Source organism: Pseudoduganella sp. R-31 (genome assembly GCF_049913235.1).
Lineage (GTDB): Bacteria > Pseudomonadota > Gammaproteobacteria > Burkholderiales > Burkholderiaceae_D > Rugamonas.
The window spans coordinates 6,123,496-6,143,208 of sequence record NZ_CP183986.1; the positions used below are offsets into that span (position 1 = coordinate 6,123,496).

General features: G+C 62.3%; 19 protein-coding genes. 9 read left to right on the forward strand and 10 right to left on the reverse strand.

Features of this window, described 5'->3' with window-relative positions; all coding sequences use genetic code 11:
- Positions 1–10: 10 nt before the first annotated feature.
- From ACN9MY_RS27890 to ACN9MY_RS27900, 3 genes are all read right to left on the reverse strand, one after another.
- Positions 11–1,474 (reverse strand): DUF4331 domain-containing protein, encoded by a 1,464-nt coding sequence (locus ACN9MY_RS27890; RefSeq protein ID WP_426319303.1) that lies wholly within the window; start codon positions 1,472–1,474, stop codon positions 11–13.
- 69 nt (positions 1,475–1,543) lie between these two features.
- Entirely contained in the window at positions 1,544–2,971 is a 1,428-nt protein-coding gene (locus ACN9MY_RS27895) for a cyanophycinase (RefSeq protein ID WP_426336436.1), read from the reverse strand.
- 123 nt (positions 2,972–3,094) lie between these two features.
- Positions 3,095–3,610, reverse strand: coding sequence for a hypothetical protein (locus ACN9MY_RS27900; protein WP_426336437.1), 516 nt, complete (start codon positions 3,608–3,610; stop codon positions 3,095–3,097).
- 62 nt (positions 3,611–3,672) lie between these two features.
- Here ACN9MY_RS27900 and argH point away from each other — a divergent pair, with 62 nt between their 5' ends.
- A complete protein-coding gene (gene argH, locus ACN9MY_RS27905) occupies positions 3,673–5,070 on the forward strand; it encodes an argininosuccinate lyase (RefSeq protein WP_426165008.1) in 1,398 nt (465 codons plus the stop codon).
- Here argH and ACN9MY_RS27910 read toward each other — a convergent pair.
- The 3 genes from ACN9MY_RS27910 to ACN9MY_RS27920 form a co-directional block, all read right to left on the reverse strand.
- Positions 5,052–5,543 (reverse strand): hypothetical protein, encoded by a 492-nt coding sequence (locus ACN9MY_RS27910; RefSeq protein ID WP_426165009.1) that lies wholly within the window; start codon positions 5,541–5,543, stop codon positions 5,052–5,054. The genes argH and ACN9MY_RS27910 overlap by 19 nt on opposite strands.
- Positions 5,540–6,208 (reverse strand): class I SAM-dependent methyltransferase, encoded by a 669-nt coding sequence (locus tag ACN9MY_RS27915; RefSeq protein ID WP_426336438.1) that lies wholly within the window; start codon positions 6,206–6,208, stop codon positions 5,540–5,542. The genes ACN9MY_RS27910 and ACN9MY_RS27915 overlap by 4 nt, the downstream gene beginning before the upstream one ends.
- A gap of 84 nt (positions 6,209–6,292) precedes the next feature.
- Complete coding sequence (locus tag ACN9MY_RS27920) at positions 6,293–6,607, reverse strand: metalloregulator ArsR/SmtB family transcription factor (protein WP_426319308.1); 315 nt, start codon at positions 6,605–6,607, stop codon at positions 6,293–6,295.
- Positions 6,608–6,853: 246 nt separating this feature from the next.
- Here ACN9MY_RS27920 and ACN9MY_RS27925 point away from each other — a divergent pair, with 246 nt between their 5' ends.
- The 3 genes from ACN9MY_RS27925 to ACN9MY_RS27935 all read left to right on the forward strand — a co-directional run bounded on the left by ACN9MY_RS27925 (position 6,854) and on the right by ACN9MY_RS27935 (position 9,923).
- Positions 6,854–7,396 carry a TRAP transporter small permease subunit gene (locus ACN9MY_RS27925; RefSeq protein WP_426319309.1) on the forward strand — a complete coding sequence of 181 codons (543 nt, stop codon included), beginning with the start codon at positions 6,854–6,856 and terminating at the stop codon, positions 7,394–7,396.
- Positions 7,393–9,093 (forward strand): TRAP transporter large permease, encoded by a 1,701-nt coding sequence (locus tag ACN9MY_RS27930; protein ID WP_426319310.1) that lies wholly within the window; start codon positions 7,393–7,395, stop codon positions 9,091–9,093. The genes ACN9MY_RS27925 and ACN9MY_RS27930 overlap by 4 nt, the downstream gene beginning before the upstream one ends.
- 95 nt (positions 9,094–9,188) lie before the next feature.
- A complete protein-coding gene (locus ACN9MY_RS27935; protein ID WP_426336439.1) occupies positions 9,189–9,923 on the forward strand; it encodes a hypothetical protein in 735 nt (244 codons plus the stop codon).
- Positions 9,924–9,945: 22 nt separating this feature from the next.
- Here the strand turns inward: ACN9MY_RS27935 and ACN9MY_RS27940 are convergent, their stop codons facing one another.
- The 3 genes from ACN9MY_RS27940 to ACN9MY_RS27950 are packed head-to-tail and all read right to left on the reverse strand — an operon-like array spanning position 9,946 to position 11,501.
- Positions 9,946–10,416 carry a hypothetical protein gene (locus ACN9MY_RS27940; protein WP_426336440.1) on the reverse strand — a complete coding sequence of 157 codons (471 nt, stop codon included), beginning with the start codon at positions 10,414–10,416 and terminating at the stop codon, positions 9,946–9,948.
- A gap of 5 nt (positions 10,417–10,421) precedes the next feature.
- Positions 10,422–10,799, reverse strand: coding sequence for a glyoxalase superfamily protein (locus ACN9MY_RS27945; protein ID WP_426165023.1), 378 nt, complete (start codon positions 10,797–10,799; stop codon positions 10,422–10,424).
- A 39-nt stretch (positions 10,800–10,838) separates the two neighbouring features.
- The gene (locus tag ACN9MY_RS27950; RefSeq protein ID WP_057260906.1) at positions 10,839–11,501 is read right to left on the reverse strand and encodes a hypothetical protein; all 663 of its coding nucleotides are present in this window, start codon (positions 11,499–11,501) and stop codon (positions 10,839–10,841) included.
- A 348-nt stretch (positions 11,502–11,849) separates the two neighbouring features.
- Here ACN9MY_RS27950 and ACN9MY_RS27955 point away from each other — a divergent pair, with 348 nt between their 5' ends.
- From ACN9MY_RS27955 to ACN9MY_RS27965, 3 genes are all read left to right on the forward strand, one after another.
- The gene (locus tag ACN9MY_RS27955; protein WP_426336441.1) at positions 11,850–14,363 is read left to right on the forward strand and encodes a M4 family metallopeptidase; all 2,514 of its coding nucleotides are present in this window, start codon (positions 11,850–11,852) and stop codon (positions 14,361–14,363) included.
- 197 nt (positions 14,364–14,560) lie between these two features.
- Entirely contained in the window at positions 14,561–17,074 is a 2,514-nt protein-coding gene (locus tag ACN9MY_RS27960; RefSeq protein ID WP_426165027.1) for a M4 family metallopeptidase, read from the forward strand.
- A 117-nt stretch (positions 17,075–17,191) separates the two neighbouring features.
- On the forward strand, positions 17,192–18,424 hold the full coding sequence (locus tag ACN9MY_RS27965; RefSeq protein ID WP_426336442.1) for a M24 family metallopeptidase: 1,233 nt from the start codon (positions 17,192–17,194) through the stop codon (positions 18,422–18,424).
- Here the strand turns inward: ACN9MY_RS27965 and ACN9MY_RS27970 are convergent, their stop codons facing one another.
- Complete coding sequence (locus ACN9MY_RS27970) at positions 18,425–18,706, reverse strand: DUF2846 domain-containing protein (RefSeq protein ID WP_426336443.1); 282 nt, start codon at positions 18,704–18,706, stop codon at positions 18,425–18,427.
- A gap of 282 nt (positions 18,707–18,988) precedes the next feature.
- Between ACN9MY_RS27970 and ACN9MY_RS27975 the strand changes: the two genes are divergently transcribed.
- Both ACN9MY_RS27975 and ACN9MY_RS27980 read left to right on the forward strand, forming a co-directional pair.
- Positions 18,989–19,411 carry a hypothetical protein gene (locus ACN9MY_RS27975; protein ID WP_426336444.1) on the forward strand — a complete coding sequence of 141 codons (423 nt, stop codon included), beginning with the start codon at positions 18,989–18,991 and terminating at the stop codon, positions 19,409–19,411.
- Positions 19,386–19,670: a hypothetical protein gene (locus ACN9MY_RS27980; RefSeq protein ID WP_426319314.1), complete on the forward strand. Its 285-nt coding sequence runs from the start codon at positions 19,386–19,388 to the stop codon at positions 19,668–19,670. Before ACN9MY_RS27975 ends, ACN9MY_RS27980 begins: the two co-directional genes overlap by 26 nt.
- The last annotated feature ends 43 nt before the right edge of the window (positions 19,671–19,713 follow it).

Here is a 19,713-nt window from a genome sequence, read left to right on the forward strand (position 1 = left end):
ATCGCGCCCCCTATTGCTGCGGCGAGCCGGGAATCGGCGTCTTCAGGTAGGGGAAGCCAGCGCTGAAGAAGCTGTCGTCCAGGAAAGCGCCATCGGTGAAGCGGATAGCCCCCGCCGGCGCGTCGCCGGGCGCGCAGCCGATGTTCAGCGTGCACAGCTTGCCCATGACGACACGCAAGGCGATATCGACCACGTCGTCGCCCGGCCGGCGTCCGTTGGGGAAGCCGGCGTTATCGCCATCGATCACGCCCAGCCGTTTCTGCGCGCCCTTTTCAACCGGGGCGATCGAAGTATTCAGGCGCAGCATCTCCGATGCCTTCACGCGCGCAGGCTGGTTAAGCCCGGGCACGCCGGTAAGGAACACCGTTACCAGGTCATTGCGCGGGAAATTGACAGGCGCCTTGGCGCCCGCGCTGCCGAACAGCACTTCAACCAGTGCCGGCAGGGTTGGATTGGTGACGTAGTCCGCAAACTGCCCATCCTGCACTGGCTTGCTGTGGTTGAAGCGGTCCTTGTCCTTCAAGCCGATCACCACCTCATTCACCAGCGGCATGCCGAGCCGCGACACCTGCGTCCATGCCCCGCCCTCCTTCGAGCCGCCGTTCGGATTGATCAAACGTCCCTGGCGCAGGCTGGCCGTGGTCCAGCCGCCAATCACCGCCTCCGTGCCGGAAGTCAGGCAACGGGCCGCCACTTCCATCTCGATGGATGTCACGTTCTTGTCGTCCAGGTCGTCGCGCGCATTCTTCTCCGCATTGGCCAGGAATTCCACCGCAGGCGCCTTGATGTTGATCAGGTCAAAGGTTTCGCCCAGGTTGACCACGAACGAATCCTTGCGCTGCCCGACAAACAAGCGCGCCGGCACCTCGCAGCCGGGAATACTCACGGTGTAGACATGCTTGCCCGCATACCCCGCATAATCGGGAATCGACTTGTTGCCGATATTATCGATTGGCTTGTCGAACACCGTGGCGCCGTTGCCCGCCATGCGCACCGCCTGGCGCACGCCGCGCCGGTCGCCGCGCACCACGCCCACCGTATAGGTCTCGCGCACGTTCAGCCCGGCCGCATTCACCTCGTTAATCGGCCCGCCATTGATCACCAGCGGAATCGGCACTTTCTTGCCGCCCACCGTGAACGCCGCATTCTTGAAAGTATTGGTGAAGCGGAACTGGAAAGTCAGGTCTTCCCGCGCATCGCCATTGTTATCGATGTGGATCTCGTACAGCGCATCCGGATCCATGGTGAAGAAATTCGGTCCGCCATACGCATCCTGCAAGGGCACGTAATTGGCGATCAGGGTCACGAACTGCTCGCGCCCCGGCTCGTAGCTGCGGAACATGTAGAAGTCTGTTCCGTCGACCTTGGGTTCGCGCGTAATGAATGGCGCTTCGCGGTGGCTCGATGCCTGCGCCGCCGGCGCCAGGGCCGACAGCAGGGCTAACTGAACAGCAGCTTGCTTGATGGGTGCCATGGTTTCCTCCTCTGTGGTTGGTTGCCATGGCATATACGCGGCTGCGCCGCCGCCGGATTCAGGAAATCGTCATTTATATTTGTATAGCGGCCGCGTGATTTCGATAGGCCGGATATCGAGGCGGATATTCAGCACCGAATACGCCTCAGCCACGCTGGAGACATAGCCCACCGTCTCTGGCGTCTTGGTGAAACGGAACTCGAAGCCGACCTCGGTCCCGCTGGCACGCGGGTTACCGCTGGCAATGCCGATCGCCTCTTCCTGGTTGCTGTCGATCAGCCGTTCCATCAGGTCGATCACGGCGCTATTGCCCAGCACGTCATTGCTGAACACGGCCCCGCGGCCCAGGGTGCGCGTCGGGTCGATGCGGCCGCCTGCCTTGTCGTTGGACGGCAAAAACATATGGGTGCCGATATTGAATTTGTCGCCCCGGTCGAGATAGCTGATCACGGCGTTGCGCACGCCGAAGTGCGGCGCTTCCTTGTCCCACTCGGCGCGCGACAGGTCGATCAGCAGCGCCCCCTTGTAGCCGATGATTTCCACCTCGCGCTGGGCATTCACCACCATCGCGCTGTCCTCATCGATGCCAAGGCCGATCTGGTACCCCTTGGCCAGCATGGCCGGGATCATGCGCGCAAAGCGGCCGCGCACCAGCAAGTGCTGGTCCACGAACACGTCGTCGCCGATGAAGCCAAGGCCCGGTCCCAGCTCGCGCCCATCGGCAATGCCGGTCTGCAGCATCGACAGGACGGCTTTCGGATTGGCGAACATGGTGCTGCTCATGATGGCCGCACCGGCCGAGGAACCGGCAATCACGCCGCCGCGGCGGTACACGTCCCACACCGCCTCCAGCACCGCGGTCTGGGTGCCGTCCTCCCGCAACAGCGCCTTGGTAATGCGCCCCTGGTCGCCGCCGGCAAAATATACGCCGTCCGATTCGCGGATCCTCTTCGCCAATGCTGCGTCGTCGGCGTTCTTCCGGTAATCGCTGCCAGCCAGGCGCACCGCAACCGGCACCAGGAAGGCATCCGCCCCCCACTTGCGCAGGTAGCCGATGATGGTCTGGGCCGAACGTTCCGGATTGCCCGCGGCAGAAGGGAAGACGGCGATGCGCGAGCCCTTGCCGCCCGCCAGTTTCACCACGCGCTGCCACACGTCGGCATTGTCGCCGCGCAGGCCGCCGCCGATGATGACCAGCGAGCCCTGGTGCGCCGCCACGGGAGAAGGTGCGATGGCAGCCGATCCGCCGCTGACGGTAGCGCTGGCGCCCGCCACGATGCGCACTGGGGCGACCGTATCGGGCAATGGGGCGGGAGTCGAAGGCGGCGCCGCCGGAGGCCTGGACGGCGCGTCGGGCGGCGGCGTGGTGCTGGTGCGCCCGGTCGTTGCCGGCACGGGATTCTTGGGCGGCGCTTCGCGGGCGTGGATAGGAAGGCCGCAGGCGGCTAGCAAGGCCAGGCCCAATCGGGCCAGGCCGGCGGGGGAGTACAGCTTCACGATGGCCTCCTGTTCTGCTTGCTCACTGGCATCGCTGCTAGACATCTGGGTAATACCTTTCCGACAGTGTAGCCGGACGCAACGGTGGAGTAAAACCTTATCGCGCGCCGGCGCACACTTTGTTTATTGCGGCTTCAGGTAGCGCTCCGGCAGCGGGGTCTTTTCGCCCTCCGGCTGCCACAGGAGTTGCGAAATCCACCAACGCTTGCCGTCATTGACGAGCTGGATCGAATTGATGCCGCGCACAAAAGGCTTGTCCGCCGGCGCGTGGCGCGCCTCATAGGTACTGAAGACCTGGGCAATCTGTCCATATTCCTCGCCCTTGCGCGCGAGTTCGGATTCGTAGAAGCCTTCCTTCGCAAACACCGGCGTGACGCGGGTAATGTAGTCTTCCAGCGACAGTACGCGGGTATTCAGCGCCCCATCCTTGCCGGTGCTGTGCACCACCATGCGGCCATCGTTGCGGAACAGGGAACGCAGGCGGTCCCAGTCGCGCGCCTTGCCGGCGGGGCCGGAAATGGTGTCGTACAGGGCGGCCACGATGCCGTCCACGGATGCCACGTCGGACGGACGCGCACCCTGCGCGAAGGCGCTACCGCTGGCCAGCACCAACAGTAGCAAACTTGCTAACTTCTTCATTGACTCTCCTACTAATTTATAATCGTTTGAATTTCTCGTGCAAATCTCACCGCAAAGCCACTATGACAGATCAATTCTCCAAGAAGGCGGAAGCCTGGTCCGCTCGCTTCTCCGAACCTGTTTCCGACCTCGTGAAACGTTACACCGCCTCGGTGTTTTTTGACAAGCGCATGGCCAAGGCCGACATCCAGGGTTCCCTGGCGCACGCCGACATGCTGGCTGCCCAAGGCATCATCCCGGCCGCCGACCTGGCTGCGATCCAGAAAGGCCTGGCCCAGGTCAGCGCCGAGATCGACGGCGGCCAGTTCGAATGGCAGCTCGACCTGGAAGACGTGCACCTGAATATCGAAAAACGCCTGACCGAGCTGGTTGGCGACGCTGGCAAGCGCCTGCACACCGGCCGCTCCCGCAACGACCAGGTGGCCACCGACATCCGCCTGTACGTGCGCTCTGCGATCGACGACATCACCGGCCTGCTGCAGCAGTTGCGCGGCGCCCTGGTCGACCTGGCCGAGAAGAATGCGGACGTGATTCTGCCCGGCTTCACCCATATGCAGGTGGCGCAGCCGATCACCTTCGGCCACCACATGCTGGCCTACGTTGAAATGTTCGGCCGCGACGTCGAGCGCATGCAGGATTGCCGCAAGCGCGTGAACCGCCTGCCGCTGGGCGCCGCCGCACTGGCCGGCACCACCTTCCCGATCGACCGCCTGCGCGTGGCCAGGACCCTTGGCTTCGACGATGTGTGCCACAACTCGCTGGATGCCGTGTCGGACCGCGACTTCGCGATCGAGTTCACCGCCGCCGCCTCGCTGCTCATGATGCACGTGTCGCGCATGTCGGAAGAACTGATTATCTGGATGAGCCCGCGCGTCGGCTTTATCGACATCGCCGACCGCTTCTGCACCGGCTCCTCGATCATGCCGCAGAAGAAAAACCCGGACGTGCCGGAACTGGCGCGCGGCAAGACCGGCCGCGTGTACGGCCACCTGATGGGCCTCCTGACCCTGATGAAAGGCCAGCCGCTGGCTTACAACAAGGACAACCAGGAAGACAAGGAGCCGCTGTTCGACACCGTCGACACCGTGGTCGACACCCTGCGCATCTTCGCCGACATGGCGGGCGGCATCTCCGTCAAGCCGGAGGCGATGCGTTCGGCCGCGCTGCAGGGCTACGCCACTGCGACCGACCTGGCCGACTACCTGGTGAAGAAGGGCTTGCCGTTCCGCGATGCGCACGAAGCAGTGGCGCATGCGGTGCGCGCCTGCGACGACCTGAAGATCGACCTGGCACAGATGTCGCTGGAGCAGCTGCGTGCCTTCTCGCCGCTGGTGGGCGAGGATGTATTTGCGGTGCTGACGCTGGAAGGCTCGGTGGCGGCGCGCGACCACGTTGGCGGCACGGCGCCGAACCAGGTGCGCGCGGCGATTTCCCGCGTGCGTCAGCAGTTGGCAGGTTGAGCCTTGCGGGCGTGGCGGATGCTGTCCGCCATGTCCCGCATGACGAAGCGGTGCATGGAGCGGATCACGAGGTCCACGAGCAGGCGCCGCAAAGCGCTTTCCGATCCTTTGGGCTCGTAGCTGGTGGCCATGCTCACCAGCGTCTGGCTGCCGGACAGGCGGGTCAAATGGATGCTGCCGCCCTTCAGCGCGAGATGGCGCTGGAACTGTTCGCTGGCTTCGGTCACGCTGAATTCAAGCGCAGCATTATGCGTCGACTTCGTGATGCGCTTCATGATGTACTGCCCGTCCCCATACTCGCACCGGCACAGGGTGCCTACCGTCTTGTGGTCGCCGACTGTCCTCACGGGCAGGGGCAAGGTCCAGCGCAGGAACCAGTTCGGCCTGGCTTTCACTTCCTCGTAAAAGCAGACTTTATCCCATACTTCCGCGATGTCGGCGTCGATGATGCGTTCCGTTTGAGCGATGTTCATCTTGTAGCATCCTTATGGTTTTTGGCAGTGAAGAAAGCGTTACATCCAACCAGCCAGACTTCGACCTGGCTGAATCGTTGCGATAATTCGGCGTGCAGGGCGTCCAGCGAGTCGTCCCGGTTGTCCACCACTTTCAGCCAGTTCATGAAGCCCATCAGGGCCCTGGCGTACCAGGACATCGGCGCATCCTTGCCCAGCAGCGTGTAGCCGAACAGCGTCGTCCCGGGTGCGCACAGCGGCGCAATGGCGTCGAAAATGCGGCCCTTGTCCCGCATCGTCCCCGGCGCGCAGTGAATCAGGCCGCCGATACAGATTGAATCGACCGTGCTGCCGATGGAAATGGGTTCGAACGCGTTGCGCACATGACAATCGGGGACGTAGCGCTGCAGGCGCTGTGCCGTGTGGCGCAGGCAGTTCGGATTCAGGTCGATCAGGGCAATCTGCTGCCTTCCCTCGTCAAGCCCGGCATGGTCCAGGAAGTATCCGGTGCCCACGCCGATGTCGGCATGGCGGCGCCCGGCATGCCGGCGGTAGATGTCGATATAACGCTGCCCCTCGCACTTCCAGAAATACCTGGTAAAGATGCCGATCACCAGCAGGTCGTAGCAGTGAAGGAAGAAAGGCGTGTAGGCCTTGACTCCGTTGCGGTATGCCCCAACGTCCATGCGTTGCCCCTTTAAGTCAAAAAAAGCGTGCAAGAAACCATGGCCCATGAAAGGCCATCATTGCGGTCTGCGTGTACTGGCGATTTACGCTTCGCCGGCCTTTTTCCTGGCCTTGCTTTCGCGCTTGATTGGACCGGCGACCGGGCACAGCGCAAAGGCAAACTGCGTCAGCGTATTGACGAGGTTGTCGGACATCAGCTTGTAATAGACATACTGGCCGCGACGCTCGCTGCTGACCAACCCTGCACCTTCGAGGACGGACAAATGACGGGAAACCGCAGGCGCACTCATTTCAAAGCGGGCAGCCACCTCCCCGGCCGTCATCTCCTGCTCAGAGAGATAGGCGAGGATCAGTCGACGTGGCGTCGATGCCAATGCTTCAAATACTTTGTCCGACATGCTGGTTTTCTGTTGAGGGGCACCGCAACGCGGCGAGGCCTCTAGTCTATACCCGACGGGCGCTCCAGCCAATGCCGGAGTACTACTTTTATTTAATTAAGCATTTAACGAATATCTTAAATGCTTAATTGTCACCTGTCCAGTTTTTTCGTGGCGAAACGTCAACCGTCGCCGGGGAGCGATTCAATTCGGGGGGATTCTCGGCTAATATCCTTGCAATAAATAATCCAATCACCAGGAGACGCAATGCAGGAGTTTCTTCGCCTGTCGCATTGGCTTGACCGCCTTGGCTACCGCTGCGGGCAGCTGGCCAATGTGATGATTCTCGCCTCATGCTTCATCAGCGCCAGCAACGCCATGATCCGTTATGGCTTCGACTGGAGTTCCAACGCCCTGCTCGAAATGCAGTGGTACCTGTTTGGCGCCGCCGTCATGCTTGGCGCCAGCTACACCTTCCAGCGCAATGAGCACGTGCGCGTCGACCTGGTCTACGGCCACGTCTCCGAGCGCAAGCAACTCTGGATCGACGTCTTCGGCATCATCTTCTTCCTGTTCCCGGCCTGCATCCTGTTTGCCTGGCTGTCGTGGGAATCATTGTTCCTGCCTTCCTGGGCCATCATGGAACAATCGAGCAACGCCGGCGGCCTGGCGCGCTGGCCGATCAAGTTCGTGGTGCCCGTCGGTTTTGCCCTGCTCACCTTGCAAGGCATTTCTGAACTGATCAAGCGCATCGCCCACCTCGCCGGCCAAGCCAACCTGGACAGCAAATACGAAAGGCCAGTGCAATGATTCCGTTGGAGATGATGCCGCCGCTGATGTTCGGTGGCCTGGTCGTATTCATGCTGGTCGGCTTCCCGGTAGCGTTCTCGCTGCTGGCGGTGGGCCTGTTCTTCGGCTTTATCGCGATTGCGCAGGGCTTCTTCGGCGTGCCCTTCCTGCAGGCAGTACCGCAAAGGATTTTCGGCAGCGTGCTGGCCAACGACCTGCTGCTGGCGATCCCCTTCTTTACCTTCATGGGCGCGGTGCTGGAAAAGTGCCGCCTGGCGGAGGACATGCTCGACTCCATGGGCCGCCTGTTCGGCGGCGTGCGCGGAGGCCTGGGCTACTCGGTGATCATCGTCGGCTTCATCCTTGGCGCGATCACCGGCACGGTGGCGGCGCAGGTGATCGCCATGGCCATGATCTCGCTGCCGGTGATGATGCGCTACGGTTACCACATGCGCTACGCCACCGGCGTGCTGGCCGCTTCCGGCACCATCACCCAGCTGGTGCCGCCGTCGCTGGTGCTGGTGGTGCTGGCCGACCAGCTCAAGACCCCGACCGCTGCCGCCGACGTCGGCAGCATGTACCTGGGCGCCTGGGGCCCTTCGCTGGTGCAGATCGGCCTGTTCGCGCTGTACACCTTCATCCTGTCGCGCGTGAAGCCGCAATGGCTGCCGCCGGCGCCGCAGAACGAATTGGGCCCGCGCGGCTGGGCGCTGTGGAAGCAATGCCTGCAAGGCATCGTGCCGGCCGCTGTGCTGATCTTCATGGTGCTGGGCACCATGATGCTGGGCGTTGCGACGCCGACCGAATCGGGCGCCATGGGTGCGCTGGGCGCGGTGATCCTGGCAGCCCTGCGCCATCCGGAATTCAACGGTCGCGACAAGATATTCTTCCGCATCGGCATGGCGGCCCTGGCGGCCGCGGCATTGCTGGGCGCCTTTGTGGAAGGCGCCAAGCCTGTCGTGCAGGGCGCGCTGGCCGTGCTGTACGTGTGCGTGGCCTGGATCGTGATCCGCGCCAGCCAGATCAAGTCCTTGCGCGACCTGATCGTCCTGAGCTACCAGTCCACCATGCGCCTGACGGCAATGGTGGTGTTCATCCTGATCGGCTCCACCTGCTTCTCCGTGGTGTTCCAGGGCGTGGACGGCGGGCTGTGGGTGGAGCACCTGTTCAACGGCATCCCGGGCGGCTGGATCGGCTTCCTGCTGGTGGTGAACCTGTTCGTGTTCTTCCTCGCCTTCTTCCTCGACTTCTTCGAGATCGCCTTCATCGTGGTGCCGATGCTGGCGCCGGTGGCGCAGAAGGTGCTGGCGCCGCAACTGGAGCCGCTGATGGGCAGTCCGGAGGCGGCGGCATCGGCGGCGCTGGTATGGTTCGGCGTGATGCTGTGCGTGAACATGCAAACCTCCTTCATGCACCCGCCTTTCGGCTTCGCGCTGTTCTACCTGCGCGGCGTGGCGCCGAAAGAAGTGAAGTCTTCGGATATCTACTGGGGCGCCCTGCCCTGGGTCGGCCTGCAAATGCTGATGGTGCTGCTGGTGGCTGCGCTGCCGCAAACCGTCACCGCCTTCCTCGACCGGGGCACGGGCGGCAAGGTGGAGTCGGGCGACCTGCATATCGAGCAGCCGGCGGCTCCGGAATCGCTACCTGCGCAAAAGCAGGACGACGAACAGCAGCCCGAGCTGAACTTCTCGCAGCCTGAGGAAGAAAAGAAAAAGTAATCTGGGCAAACCTGATTATTTTATTGCAAGATTGCCATGAAGTAATTATCCTGTGGTGACCGGTCCGTTTCCGGGGTCAATACCACAGGATAATCATGTACAAGAAACTGCTATTCCCATTGGCCGCCAGCGCAATGCTCGGCGGCTGCGCCAACAACGCCCCGCTGATCGCGCCGGACCAGCTGGCAACGCCGGCCAATATCACCTGCATCCAGCTGCCCGAGGCCATGACGGCCGTCGATGAAGCCGGTATCCTGAAGCTGGTGACCGAAACCCGCCTTGAGCGCGGCCCCTACGTTTCGGAAAAAGTGGATGCGGACGGCACCTACTACCGTGCCCCGCAGGGCGGCATCTCAATGTTCCAGCCCGGGAATCCCGGCGCCAAGCGCGGCTACAACGATGGCGGCTTCTACATCCCCAACGATCCGCAGAAGATGCCTTACATTTACATGTACACCACAATGGACGGCGTGCCGCACGAAGCGCCAGCCGCAGGCGTCGGCTGCGCCGATGTCGGCTATGCCAAGGACCCGGTCACGAAAAAAATCAGCGTCGGCCTGATGGCAGCCGTTGGCGGCGCAGGTGGGGTGGCTGGCCGTGCCGCCGTCAAACATAGCAGCCTCAGCTACGGACAAGCGGCCGCCGGCGGCGCGATCGCTGGGGCACTGGTCGCTTACCTGGTCAATCAGGACATGGGCAAGATCAGCCCTGTCACGCTGGTCAAGGACAAGGCCGTGCTGGGCAAGCTGCGTGAAATGTCGCTGCAGGCCGTTCCGGTCGCGCCGCAGCAGGGAGCCGCTACGTCCCCTGCCGCCGCCGCACCGCAATAAGACAGCGCGGCGCAGCGGCCCCTCAGTCGAGCGGGCCGCAGGAGGCCTTGGTGTATTGGGCCTCCAGCTTGTCGATGTCGTCCTGGGTCTTGGCCATGGCATCGAGCTGGGAATTGCGGCGGTTCTCATTGCGCCGGCCGTACAATTCTTCGCGGCGGGAACGCAGCGAATCGCAGCTGCTCTTTGCCACTGGCGCACTGGCGGCGGCCTCCTTCGACGCTTCCTCTTCCTCCTTGGCCTGTCTGGCACGCGCTTCGCGGTTGCGCACGACAAGTTCGTCCACACGCTCGCGGTCTTCCTGCGCGCGCGCCTGGGCCGCCTTTACCTGGGCGGCCGTCGGCGGCGGCGGGTAATCGAGCGGGGCGCCGCCCTTGGCGCATGGCATGGACTGGTAGGTCACCTTGCCGTCTACCGTACACTTGAACAGCCCTTGCGCGCCGGCCTGCGACGCGGCGGCCATGCCAAGTACTGCGAACAACAGCGCTTTCTTCATTGCGCTTACTCCCAATGGGTCTGGGTCAAAAATTTGAGCCGGTTGTTATCTGGATCGAGAACGGACATCACGCGCAGGTCCGCTCCCAGGTCATTGTTCGGCGCTTGCTCGACGTTCACGCCGTACTCCAGGAAGTCGTCGTACAAGGCGTCGACGTCCGGAACATAAAAGTGTACCAGCCCGCCCGGTTGGCAGTCGCCCGAATGTTCTGATAGGAAAATTTCCATGCCATCGAGCATCATCGAGGCAAAGGTCGGCATGCCGGGCTCGAAGTGGTGGGTCCACTCCTCGCGAAAGCCAAGCGACTCATAGAAAGGCTTGCTGGCGGCGTAGCTCGCCACCCGCAATGCCGGCACTACCCGCTGCGTGTCTTTCAAGCCCATGCGAACTCCCTGTAAGTTCTCCTTACAGGGAAGTGTACATCAGTGCTTGTGCGCGATCATGTTGGAGAGGACGCTGAAGGCGGCGCCCGTGTGTTCCTTCTCCAGCAGCAGGGTGAGCTCGGTGTGGGTCGAGATCAGGTTGATCAGGTTGACCTTGTCCCACGCCAGCTTCTTCAGGATGGCGTGATAGATGCCCGGCGTGCGCCAGGAATCGGCGGTCAGCTGCAGCGTGACGGCGTTCAGGTTCTCCAGCCGCGCCAGCAGGCGCTCGCCGGCGAAGATCTGTTCGACCAGGCCGATGAACGGGCGGCTGCAGATCACCACCACTTCCTCGCTGCCGCGGGTGACGGTCAGGTACAGGCCGTGGCCCGTGCCCGAACGCTCCAGCAGCTGGCGGTGGCATTCATCGATGCGGTCCGAGCGGCGGAAAGTGAATTCGACGAGGTCGGTGCGTGCGGTCAGCTGGCCGGACTGCTGGGCCAGCACCAGTTCCTGTGCATCCTTGTCCGGCAGGCGCCCGGCCACGCGGCGCAAGGCCATGACCACGGCCGCCTGGCCGACGGGCTTCCACAGGTCGTTCTGGAGCTGCGGCTGCAGCTGGCGCGCCAGTTCCGACAGGTTGATCAGGCCACGGCGCAGACCTTCGCTCAGGAAGGGCGACTCCGTGACGATCCTTTCGACTTTGGTAGATATAGACAACATGAGTGATGCGCCCTCACTAAGTGGTACGTCAAACAAATGACGGGCTAGTGTAAAACGCAAAATTCAACTAGTGCAACATGAGTGTGACAATTTGATACATATTTGTGTTGCGTCAAACACGAAACTAGAAAAACACCTCTATTTCGTTGTAACTTCCCTACAAATCGCGCCAATCGTGCGCCATTTCGTCGCGAGGCAAGCTAGTTCAACAACCACGCAAATGTAATCAAATGTCTAAAACTGAACAAAAAGTGTAGAAACGACTTATTTCGCAACTTTTTTGACTTGCATAAAGAACAGGCATAACTTCCCGCTCTCCCTAAACCCCAACGCTCACAAGGAGAGCTGATGAAACTTCGCAAAAGCCTGCTGGCTGCAGCTGTAGCCGCCTCTTTCGCCCCCGCATTTGCAGGCGTCCTGCCAGAAACCATGATGGCCGCGCCGGCCCGGCCGATGAGCCTTGCAGCCAAGGCCAACCTGGCTGCGCGCCTGGACGAGCGCCGTTCCGCCGCAGGCCTGGACAGCGAGCACGGCTACAAGATGCGTGAACAGCACCCGGGCGCCAACGGCCAGCGCATCCTGCGCGCCGACCATACCTTCCAGGGCCTGCGCGTGTTCGGTTCCGAGTCCGTCGTCGTCACCGACGAAAACGGCGACATCGTCAGCGAGTCCGCATCCGACCGCCGCAACGGCCTGGACGCGCATCGCTCCGCGCGCGCCACCGGCAAGGGCGCTCCTGATACCACGCCAGCCTTCAGCGCCGACGAAGCGATCCGCGTCGCCGTTTCGCGCACTGCCGGCAAGACCCACCGCGTCAAGCCGGAAGCCGAACTGCTGATCTGGCCGGTGGTCAAGACCCAGCGCACCGCCGCCGCCGCCAACAAGGCGGAAAGCGCGCTGAACGCGATGGACGTGGAAGACGTGGTCGACCATTACGAGCTGGCCTACCTGGTCAAGACCCGCATGAACAAGGACGGCCGTCCTGTGTTCCGCGATACCGTGATCAACGCCGCCACCGGCGCCGTGATCAAGCAGTGGGATGCGCTGCAGACCGTGGTCGGCGTCGGCCACAGCCAGTACAACGGCGACGTGCCGATCAACACCACCCTGTCCGGCTCCACCTACAAGATGCTGGACTCCACCCGCGGCGTAGGCGGCACCTTCGGCGGCATGGCAATCACCAACGCCAACCACTCGCCGGAATCCAACCCGCAGGCCGGCTCGATCTACACCAACAGCACCAACACCTGGGGCGACGGCCAGCAGTACATCAGCGGCGGCAGCACCACCAACGCCAACGGCCAGACCGCCGCAGTGAATGCGCTGTGGGGCCTGATGAACACCTACGACACGCTGAAGAACGTGGTGGGCTGGTCCTCGCTGGACGGCAACAACACCGCCACCTACATCGCCGTCCACGTCGACAACAACTACGACAACGCCTTCTTCGATCCGAACTGCAAGTGCATGTACATCGGCGACGGCTCCAGCTTCTACAGCCTCGGTTCGATCGACGTGATCGGCCACGAAATGGGCCACGGCGTGACCGACGCCACCTCCAACCTGACCTACTCCGGCGAATCCGGCGGCCTGAACGAGTCCAACTCCGACATCACCGGCGAAATGGTGGAAGCGTATGCCCGCAACGGCGGCACCGGCAGCACCATCCCGTCCGGCAACGACTGGATGATGGGCAAGGAAATCGCCAGGAACGGCCAGCCGCTGCGCTGGATGTGGAAGCCTTCCAAGGATGGCTCGTCGAAGGATGCCTGGAGCAGCACCCTGGGCAACCTGAACGTGCACTACTCCTCGGGCCCGAACAACCGCATGTTCTACTTCCTGTCGCAAGGCTCGAACTCCTCGTCCTCGAGCGAGATGTACAGCCCGTACCTGACCAAGCAGCCGCTGGCCATGACCGGTATCGGCAACGACAAGGCGTTCCGCATCTGGTTCAAGGCCAACACCACCAAGTTCACCGCGTCGACCAACTATGCCGACGCGCGCAACAAGGTGATCCAGGCTGCGGAAGAACTGTACGGCGTGGGCAGCAAGGAATCGATCGCTGTCAAGCGCGCATACGCTGCGATCAACGTCGGCACCGACGTCGACGAAGCAGGCGGCACCGGCGTGTCAATCTCCACCCAGCCGAACAACATCACCGTGGCTGCAGGCGGCACCGCCAGCTTCACCGTAGGCGCAACCGGCGGCACTTCGCCTTACAGCTACAAGTGGTACCGCAACGGCACCCAGATCTCGGGCGCCACTTCGGCTACCTACTCGTTCACCGCGCAGGCGGCCGACAACGGCGCCGTGTTCAATGCCGTGGTCACCGACTCGTCGTCGCCGGTGAAGACCGCGACCTCGAACAACGCGACCCTGACCGTGGGCACCACCCAGCAATCCGAGCTGGTCGTGAACGGCGGTTTCGAGTCCGGTACTACGCCATGGGCCGGCAGCACCGGCGTGATCGGCAACTACAGCGGCCAGTCGGCGTACGAAGGCACCCGCTTCGCATGGCTGGGCGGTAACGGCGCCACCGCGACCGAAACCCTGTACCAGACCGTGTCCATCCCATCGACCGCGACGTCGGCGAACTTCTCGTTCGCGCTGCATATCGACACCGCGGAATCGGGCAGCACCGCGTACGACAAGCTGGTCGTGACCGTGAAGAACAGCTCCGGCACCACCCTGGGCACCCTGGCGACCTACAGCAACGCCAACGCCGCCAGCGGCTACCAGGTCCGCAGCTTCAACCTGCTGCCGTACAAGGGCCAGTCCGTGCGCCTGCACTTCAACATGACCGAAGACTCGTCGCTGCAGACGTCCTTCGTGGTTGATAAGGTCAGCCTGCAAGTCAAGTAACAGGCGGTAACCGGCAGTCAGGCGGGGGCGGCTCACCAGGCCGCCCCCGTTTCTTTTGGTGACTATAAAACCGTAATCTATTGTCTAAAAATATACAAAATAAGTAAAAATGACTCATTTCGCAAGTTTGTTGACTTGCACAAAAAACAGGCATAACGTCATCTCTCCCCACCAACCCAAGTTCCCAAGGAGAGTCGATGAAACTTCGCAAAAGCCTGTTGGCCGCAGCCGTTGCCGCCTCGTTCGCCCCTGCATTCGCAGGCGTCCTGCCAGATACCCTGATGGCCTCTCCTGCTCAACCGCTGAGCGTTGAAGCCAAGGCGAACCTGGTGACGCGCCTGGATTCACTTCGCTCTGCAGCCGGCCTCGATAGCGAGCATGGCTACAAGCTGCGCGAACAGCACCCGGGTGTCAACGGCCAGCGCATCGTGCGCGCCGACCACACCTTCCAGGGCCTGCGCGTGTTCGGTTCCGAGTCCGTCGTTGTCACCGATGAAAACGGCAATATCGTCAGCGAGTCCGCATCCGACCGCCGCAATGGCCTGGACGCTTCGCGCGCCGCCAGGGCCTCGGGCAGGGGCGCACCGGAAACCACTGCTGCCTTTGGCGCCGACGAGGCGATCCGCATCGCCGTATCGCGTACACCGGGCACCCAGCATCGCATCAAGCCGGAAGCCGAGCTGCTGATCTGGCCAGTAGTCAAGACCCAGCGCACCGCCGCCGCCGCCAACAAGGCCGAAAGCGCGCTGAACGCGATGGACGTGGAAGAAGTAGTCGACCACTACGAGCTGGCCTACCTGGTCAAGACTCGCATGAACAAGGACAACCGTCCGGTGTTCCGCGACACCGTGATCAGCGCCAAGACCGGCGCCGTGATCAAGCAGTGGAACGCCCTGCAGACCGTGGTCGGCGTCGGCCATAGCCAGTACAACGGCGACGTGCCGATCAACACGACCCTGTCCGGCTCCACCTACAAGATGCTGGACTCCTCGCGCGGCACCGGCGGCACCTATGGCGGCATGGCCATCACCAATGCAAACCATTCGTCGGCCAACAACCCAAGCCCAGGCTCCATCTACACCAACAGCACCAACACCTGGGGCGACGGCCAGCAATACAACGGCGGCAGCACCACCAACGCCAACGGCCAGACCGCCGCTGTGAACGCGCTGTGGGGCCTGATGAACACCTACGACACGCTGAAGAACGTGGTGGGCTGGTCTTCGCTGGACGGCAACAACACCGCGACCTACATCGCCGTCCACGTCGACAACAACTACGACAACGCCTTCTTCGACCCAAGCTGCAAGTGCATGTACATCGGCGACGGCTCCAGCTTCTACAGCCTGGGTTCCATCGACGTGATCGGCCACGAAATGGGCCACGGCGTGACCGATGCCACTTCCAACCTGAACTACTCAGGCGAGTCCGGCGGCCTGAATGAATCGAACTCCGACATCACCGGCGATATGGTCGAGGCCTATGCCCGCGCCGGCGGCACCGGCAGTACCATCCCGTCCGGCAACGACTGGATGATGGGCAAGGAGATCAGCAAGTCCGGCCAGCCGCTGCGCTGGATGTGGAAGCCTTCCAAGGACGGCGCATCGCGCGATGCCTGGAGCAGCACCCTGGGCAATATCGACGTGCACTACTCCTCGGGTCCGAACAACCGCATGTTCTATTTCCTGTCCCAGGGCTCGAATTCCTCGTCCTCGAGCGAGATGTATAGCTCCTACCTGAACAAGCAGCCGCTGGCCATGACCGGTATCGGCAACGACAAGGCGTTCCGCATCTGGTTCAAGGCCAACACCACCAAGTTCACCTCGTCGACCAATTATGCCGACGCGCGCAACAAGACGGTGCAGGCCGCGGAAGAACTGTACGGCGTAGGCAGCCCGGAATCGATCGCGGTCAAGCGCGCATACGCTGCAATCAACGTCGGCAGCGACGTGGACGAAGCCAATCCGAATACGGTAACGATCACCACGCAGCCGAACAACGTGACGGTCGCTCCCGGAGGCACCGCAACCTTCACCGTGGGTGCCAGCGGCGGCACAACGCCTTACAGCTACGCCTGGTACCGCAACGGCACGCAGATCTCGGGCGCCACTTCGGCGACCTACTCGTTCACCGCGCAGGCAGCGGACAATGGCGCCGTGTTCAAGGCCATCGTCAGCGACTCCTCGTCGCCAGCAAAAACCGCCACCTCGAACAACGCCACCCTGACCGTGGGCACCACGCCGCCGCAGAGCGAACTGATTGTCAACGGCGGCTTCGAGTCCGGCACTTCGCCATGGGCTGGCAGCACCGGCGTGATCGGCAACTACAGCGGCCAGACGGCCTACGAAGGCAGCCGCTTCGCATGGCTGGGCGGTAACGGCACGACCGCTACCGAAACCCTGTACCAGACCGTGACCATCCCGGCCACCGCAACGTCGGCCACCCTGTCGTTCGCGCTGCATATCGACACCAACGAGTCGGGCAGCACCGTGTACGACAAGATGGTCGTGTCCGTGAAGAACAGCTCCGGCACCACCCTGGGCACCCTGGCAACCTACAACAACACCATGCCGGCCAGCGGTTACCAGATCCGCACTTTCAACCTGCTGCCGTACAAGGGCCAGACCGTGCGTATCCACTTCAACATGACGGAAGACTACTCGCTGCAGACTTCCTTCGTTGTTGACAAGGTAAGCGTGCAAGTCCAGTAAGACTCGTCATCCCGGCCGGTATGCGGCTATCGTCATCCCCCGATACGATAGCTGCATAGCCGGCTTTTTTCCGTCCTTGCGGTGCTATGATGTTTCCCTTGTTTTTAAGGAGGCAGCATGGGCATTGGTATCGGCGGCAAGACTATCGAAGAGGCATTGGCATCCCTGTCGGACATGACGGCGGGCGCCACGCCGATCGGCAAGGATGAACACCTGGCACGCATCGACAAGGCGCAAGCCTACATGCGCCAGCAAGGCATTGCCGCCATCTATATCAATGCAGGCTCCAACCTGCTCTACTTCACCGGCACCAAGTGGTACCCGAGCGAACGCATGGTCGGCGCCATCCTGCCAGCCAGCGGCGCCGTCGAATACATCGCCCCCGCCTTCGAAGAAGATACGCTGAACGACTTCATGCTGGTGGAAGGCGCCGTCAACTGCTGGCATGAGCATGAAAGCCCATATGCGCTGTTCATCGCGGTCCTGAAGAAAATGGGCATTGTGCCGAATGCCGCACAGCCGCCGCGCGTCGGCATCGACGAAAGCGCCGCCTTCTTCATCTTCGACGGCATCCGCCCCCTGGCCGAAGGCTATGCGCTGGAAAACGCGCGCCCCGTCACTGCCCATTGCCGCACCCGCAAGTCGAAGGCGGAAATCGCCCTGATGCAGCGCGCCAAGGACATGACCCTGGCCGTGCATATCGCCGCCGCCAGCATCCTGCGCGAAGGCATCACCACCACCGAGGTGGCGGAATTCATCGACAAGGCGCACCGCAAGGTGGGCGCGCCGGCCGGATCCTACTTCGTGATCGTGCTGTTCGGCGTGGCCAGCTCCTTCCCGCACGGCGTCTCTTACGTGCAGACGCTGAAGCAGGGCGACACGGTGCTGATCGACACCGGCTGCAAGCTGCACAACTACATTTCCGACATCACCCGCACCTATGTGTACGGCGAAGCGAGCGAGCGCCAGCGCGCCGTGTGGAATGCGGAGAAAGCGGCGCAACAGGCCGCGTTTGAAGCAGCCCAGCTGGGCGTGCCGTGCGAGGAAGTGGACATGGCCGCGCGCCGTTCACTGCAGGCGGCCGGCTTCGGCCCGGAATACAAGCTGCCAGGCCTGCCGCACCGCACCGGCCACGGCATCGGCCTGGACATCCACGAATGGCCATACCTGGTCGGCGGCGACAAGACGCCGCTGGACGTCGGCATGACCTTCTCGAACGAGCCGATGATCGTGGTGCCAGGCGAATTTGGCGTGCGCCACGAAGACCACTTCTACATGGCGGAGGACGGCCCGCGCTGGTTCACAAAGCCATCTCACTCCATCGACGATCCATTCGGATTGCAGGCTTGATCAGTTGGACTTTGGCGCGCCGGTGAAGTTCAGGGACGGCAGTTCCCTGCGGGCTTCTTCGGCGCTGACCAGTTCCGGCACCACGCGGCCGACCTTCTCCTCAAACTGCGCCTTGGTGCGCACATACCTGGTCTCCCCGGGTTCAAGAACGAAACTGAGCTTTCTGGTAACCCTGGTAGCGGCGGATACTTCGTGTTTGCCCGGCGCTGCATCGACATAGAAGTAGCCGCCTGGAAGAGAGTCGCCCACCACGATCCCATCCAGCTTGACCGGGGCCGTCATCCCGCCGCCCTGTGAGCGCGTCAACGCGATAGAAGTACACGCGGCCCTGGCCGGGCGACAGCTTGGGCATGCCAGCCTCCTGCTGCGCAAACCTGGTTCCGGATACCGAAGTGCAGCCCGTCAGCAGGGCCATGGCGGCAATTGCCGCCAGCGATATGAATTTCATGCTTACCTTAAGAAGTTAAGAGCGGCGCAGCCCGCAGTGTAGCGAATCCATGTCCGCTTGTGGCATTTCATAATCGCTTCATTCTGAGCGCATACAGGCCATCTAAAGTACCGCTCATGAACATCTCTACTTCGATGCAGCGCGTCATGTACGCCCACCTCCTTGCGGTTAGCTGCGCCGCGCTCACCTTCGTCTTCGGCAACGAGCTGTGGGACTTCGTCGTGAACGGCGATAAAACCTTCCGCTTTCCCCTCGCTACACTGGTACTGGCATGGATCATGGCTTTCGCCGCCTCGGTCCTGCCTTTTGCAGGTGCGATGACGCTGGCCGTGCGCCGCGGCATCCGCAGCCCATGCTTCTTCATCGGCGGTGCAGTCCTCACCGCCATGGCATTCCTGCCGCTGCTGGCATGCGCCTATTCCGCGCGTCATCTGGTGCGGCTGGCCCCGATGCTTTTCCTCGCCGGACTTGCAGCGGGCAGCGCTTGCTGGCTTATGCTAAAGTCGGCGCACAATGAAGATATTGTTCCTGCTATTTAGTGCGCTGCTGGTGGCGGCGCTAGTGACCGACCGGCTGCGGCAATGGCGCGGCGGAAGGCGTAATGAGCGCGGTACCTGCGCGCTCTGCGCTGCTGAAATCAACTGGAATACCTATGAAGAGCTCCCGCTGGCAAGCGGTGGCGGTGCGAAAATGCGGGTTTGCCAGCGCTGCCATGCACGTCATTACAAGTTGAAGTGGTCGGCCGTGGCGCTGATCATTCTGGCGTTTGCAGGCGTGATCTACATAATGACGATGTAGCTGCGTTTCACAGCAGGTTCATACTGGCCGCACATTCGCCCGC

What these genes read in the sequence shown, in the direction of transcription:
- ACN9MY_RS27930 (WP_426319310.1), top strand. Translation starts at nt 7,393, where the DNA reads ATGATTCCGTTGGAGATGATGCCGCCGCTGATGTTCGGTGGCCTGGTC.
- ACN9MY_RS27890 (WP_426319303.1), bottom strand. Translation starts at nt 1,474, where the DNA reads ATGGCACCCATCAAGCAAGCTGCTGTTCAGTTAGCCCTGCTGTCGGCC.
- ACN9MY_RS27965 (WP_426336442.1), top strand. Translation starts at nt 17,192, where the DNA reads ATGGGCATTGGTATCGGCGGCAAGACTATCGAAGAGGCATTGGCATCC.
- ACN9MY_RS27950 (WP_057260906.1), bottom strand. Translation starts at nt 11,501, where the DNA reads ATGTTGTCTATATCTACCAAAGTCGAAAGGATCGTCACGGAGTCGCCC.
- argH (WP_426165008.1), top strand. Translation starts at nt 3,673, where the DNA reads ATGACAGATCAATTCTCCAAGAAGGCGGAAGCCTGGTCCGCTCGCTTC.
- ACN9MY_RS27980 (WP_426319314.1), top strand. Translation starts at nt 19,386, where the DNA reads ATGAAGATATTGTTCCTGCTATTTAGTGCGCTGCTGGTGGCGGCGCTA.
- ACN9MY_RS27960 (WP_426165027.1), top strand. Translation starts at nt 14,561, where the DNA reads ATGAAACTTCGCAAAAGCCTGTTGGCCGCAGCCGTTGCCGCCTCGTTC.
- ACN9MY_RS27925 (WP_426319309.1), top strand. Translation starts at nt 6,854, where the DNA reads ATGCAGGAGTTTCTTCGCCTGTCGCATTGGCTTGACCGCCTTGGCTAC.
- ACN9MY_RS27955 (WP_426336441.1), top strand. Translation starts at nt 11,850, where the DNA reads ATGAAACTTCGCAAAAGCCTGCTGGCTGCAGCTGTAGCCGCCTCTTTC.
- ACN9MY_RS27970 (WP_426336443.1), bottom strand. Translation starts at nt 18,706, where the DNA reads ATGACGGCCCCGGTCAAGCTGGATGGGATCGTGGTGGGCGACTCTCTT.
- ACN9MY_RS27940 (WP_426336440.1), bottom strand. Translation starts at nt 10,416, where the DNA reads ATGAAGAAAGCGCTGTTGTTCGCAGTACTTGGCATGGCCGCCGCGTCG.
- ACN9MY_RS27935 (WP_426336439.1), top strand. Translation starts at nt 9,189, where the DNA reads ATGTACAAGAAACTGCTATTCCCATTGGCCGCCAGCGCAATGCTCGGC.
- ACN9MY_RS27910 (WP_426165009.1), bottom strand. Translation starts at nt 5,543, where the DNA reads ATGAACATCGCTCAAACGGAACGCATCATCGACGCCGACATCGCGGAA.
- ACN9MY_RS27945 (WP_426165023.1), bottom strand. Translation starts at nt 10,799, where the DNA reads ATGGGCTTGAAAGACACGCAGCGGGTAGTGCCGGCATTGCGGGTGGCG.
- ACN9MY_RS27915 (WP_426336438.1), bottom strand. Translation starts at nt 6,208, where the DNA reads ATGGACGTTGGGGCATACCGCAACGGAGTCAAGGCCTACACGCCTTTC.
- ACN9MY_RS27900 (WP_426336437.1), bottom strand. Translation starts at nt 3,610, where the DNA reads ATGAAGAAGTTAGCAAGTTTGCTACTGTTGGTGCTGGCCAGCGGTAGC.
- ACN9MY_RS27975 (WP_426336444.1), top strand. Translation starts at nt 18,989, where the DNA reads ATGAACATCTCTACTTCGATGCAGCGCGTCATGTACGCCCACCTCCTT.
- ACN9MY_RS27920 (WP_426319308.1), bottom strand. Translation starts at nt 6,607, where the DNA reads ATGTCGGACAAAGTATTTGAAGCATTGGCATCGACGCCACGTCGACTG.